Annotated in this window: 3 protein-coding genes; 1 reads left to right on the top strand and 2 read right to left on the bottom strand. The window is 33.8% G+C overall.

The window, feature by feature from the left end:
* Positions 1 to 626 precede the first annotated feature (626 nt).
* Positions 627 to 929: a hypothetical protein gene (locus tag F6K22_RS39455; RefSeq protein WP_293110477.1), complete on the top strand. Its 303-nt coding sequence runs from the start codon at positions 627 to 629 to the stop codon at positions 927 to 929.
* Between the two features lie 48 nt (positions 930 to 977).
* Here the strand turns inward: F6K22_RS39455 and F6K22_RS39450 are convergent, their stop codons facing one another.
* Both F6K22_RS39450 and F6K22_RS39445 read right to left on the bottom strand, forming a co-directional pair.
* Positions 978 to 1,259 (bottom strand): hypothetical protein, encoded by a 282-nt coding sequence (locus F6K22_RS39450; protein ID WP_293110475.1) that lies wholly within the window; start codon positions 1,257 to 1,259, stop codon positions 978 to 980.
* On the bottom strand, positions 1,231 to 2,076 hold an 846-nt coding region (locus F6K22_RS39445; protein ID WP_293110473.1), incomplete at its 5' end, for an RNA-guided endonuclease InsQ/TnpB family protein. The genes F6K22_RS39450 and F6K22_RS39445, both read right to left, overlap by 29 nt.

The raw sequence follows: 2,076 nt of genomic DNA, 5'->3' as shown, positions 1-2,076 counted from the left end.
CTATTGTTGTATTTGTCAGGTTTTCACGAAAAATTTTAATAATTTTTTTCTAGATTAAAGTTTATACTTAAAATTATCAGGGTTTGAGATGCCCAATATGTGAAATATAATTATTTTGTAGGATGGAAATATATTTTTTTAACTCTTTAAATTTAAGTAATCAGGATATTTTATTTTTGTTCTTGCTGAGATATTTCTGAATTTGCTCATTGGAAAAGTTATCTATGTCACATGATTTTTTCAAGATAATTGAAATCTTATAAATATTTGTTAGTTTTAGCAGATATTTGTTCTCATTAAATGCCTTTTGATGCTAAAAAAATTAAGATAGGATATGTTTAGCCAATTTTCTGAACAGATATAAAAGGGGTAAAAAAGAAAAAAAATTCTTTTAGCCAGTCCTTCTATTAAAGAGTAAATGAACAAGCAAAGATTAAGATAGCGCTTAGTGCTTAATCTGAGGTATGTTCGCTCGGTTAAGACTCCCAGTTAAGACTTTGGTTCCTGAGCATAAGTATTGCCGCCTAACCCACCCTAAACCTAGATTTAATATTCCTTTTACAAACAGTCTCTTACAGAAGAGGTAATTATTAATTATTAACTAATCAAATTTAGGAGCAAAGATAATGAAAGGTTCATTCGCTAAATACGCCCAAGAAAGCAGTACAGAAGTAACATTTTATTATATAGATAGTCACACAGAAACCTTCAGTTTGCCAATTAATGCACAAGAATTTCAAGCACAATTACAACAATTACTTAAACAGCCTTGGATTACTTTTCATTTAATAGATCAAACAATTTGTATTTGCACTGAGAAAGTTATGAAAATAGAAATTATACCACCCATAAATCAAATGCAAGGAGAAGGAGTATTTGCTAATTCTCAGAGAATAACTGCTTTACAGCGTAACGCTGGTAGATATTGACATCCTCCCGACACCAAATCACAGATTATGGTGCGGGATTCCCATCCATCAATCAAACAACCGTAGTTGAACGAATGACTCAGAGCGGGTTGACACATCATTGGAGTCTGCTGATATAGAATCAGTCTTACGTTTCCTCCGTGTCCGATAAATAATCGACCGTTGACCCTCGGCGACTATACTGAAAAGATATAGTTGATAGCGTAGCTCCTCCGCAGGAGGCACTGGACTTTCTACTGCTGTTTCAACTGTTTCAACCTTGGTTTTTGATTGAACAACTTCTAAGATATTCACAGCAGCATTAACATCTCTCCATACGAAATGTGCCACAGTTTAAACAAGTCCATTCTCTAACATTTAGCTCTTTCTTACCTCCTTTAAAACCACAACAACTGCACTTTTGACTTGTGGGTTCCCATCTGTTTATTACCCTAAATTCTTTACCATATTTCTCGGATTTAGCTTCAGTTAAAGTTCTAAATTGTCTCCAACCTAAATCACTAATGGCCTTAGCTAATTTACGGTTCTTAACCATGCCTGAGACATTCAAATATTCTAATACTATCATGTCGTATTTTCTGACTAAATCCGTTGAAAATTTGTGTAGGAAGTCTGTTATAATGTCTTTGATTTTAGCATGCAGTTTAGCTACCCTAACCCGTGCTTTTTCACCACGTTTGCTGCCTTTTTCAGTGCGAAGGAACTTGCGTTGAAGCTTGGCTAATTTCTTGAGGTTTTGTTTGGGTGGTTTAGGAGCAAGAATCTTTTCACCGTTACTCAAAGTTGCAAATGTACTTATCCCTAAATCTATACCAATAGAATTATCAGTTTGAGGCAGAAATTCCGAATTCGTTTCTACTACAAAACTAGCAAAATATCTATTAGCTGCATCTTTAATAATAATTACAGAACTAGGTTTTGAAGGTAGCTTTATCGACCAAACTATGTGAATTTTACCTACTTTTGGCAAGTAAATTTTATCTGGATAAACTTTGTAATTAGCACCTACAAATCTTGCAGCTTGTCTAGATTTTCGAGATTTAAACTTAGGAGGTTTGACCTTGATACTTTTATGTTTACCTTGACAACTATCAAAGAAATTCTTATATGCCTGGTCTAAATCTTTGAGAGACTGTTGTAATGGAGA

The organism is Okeania sp. SIO2F4 (assembly GCF_010672385.1).
Taxonomy (GTDB): Bacteria; Cyanobacteriota; Cyanobacteriia; order Cyanobacteriales; family Microcoleaceae; genus Trichodesmium.
Note: the sequence above shows the minus strand (reverse complement) of the source record. Positions and strands in the feature narration are given on the sequence as shown.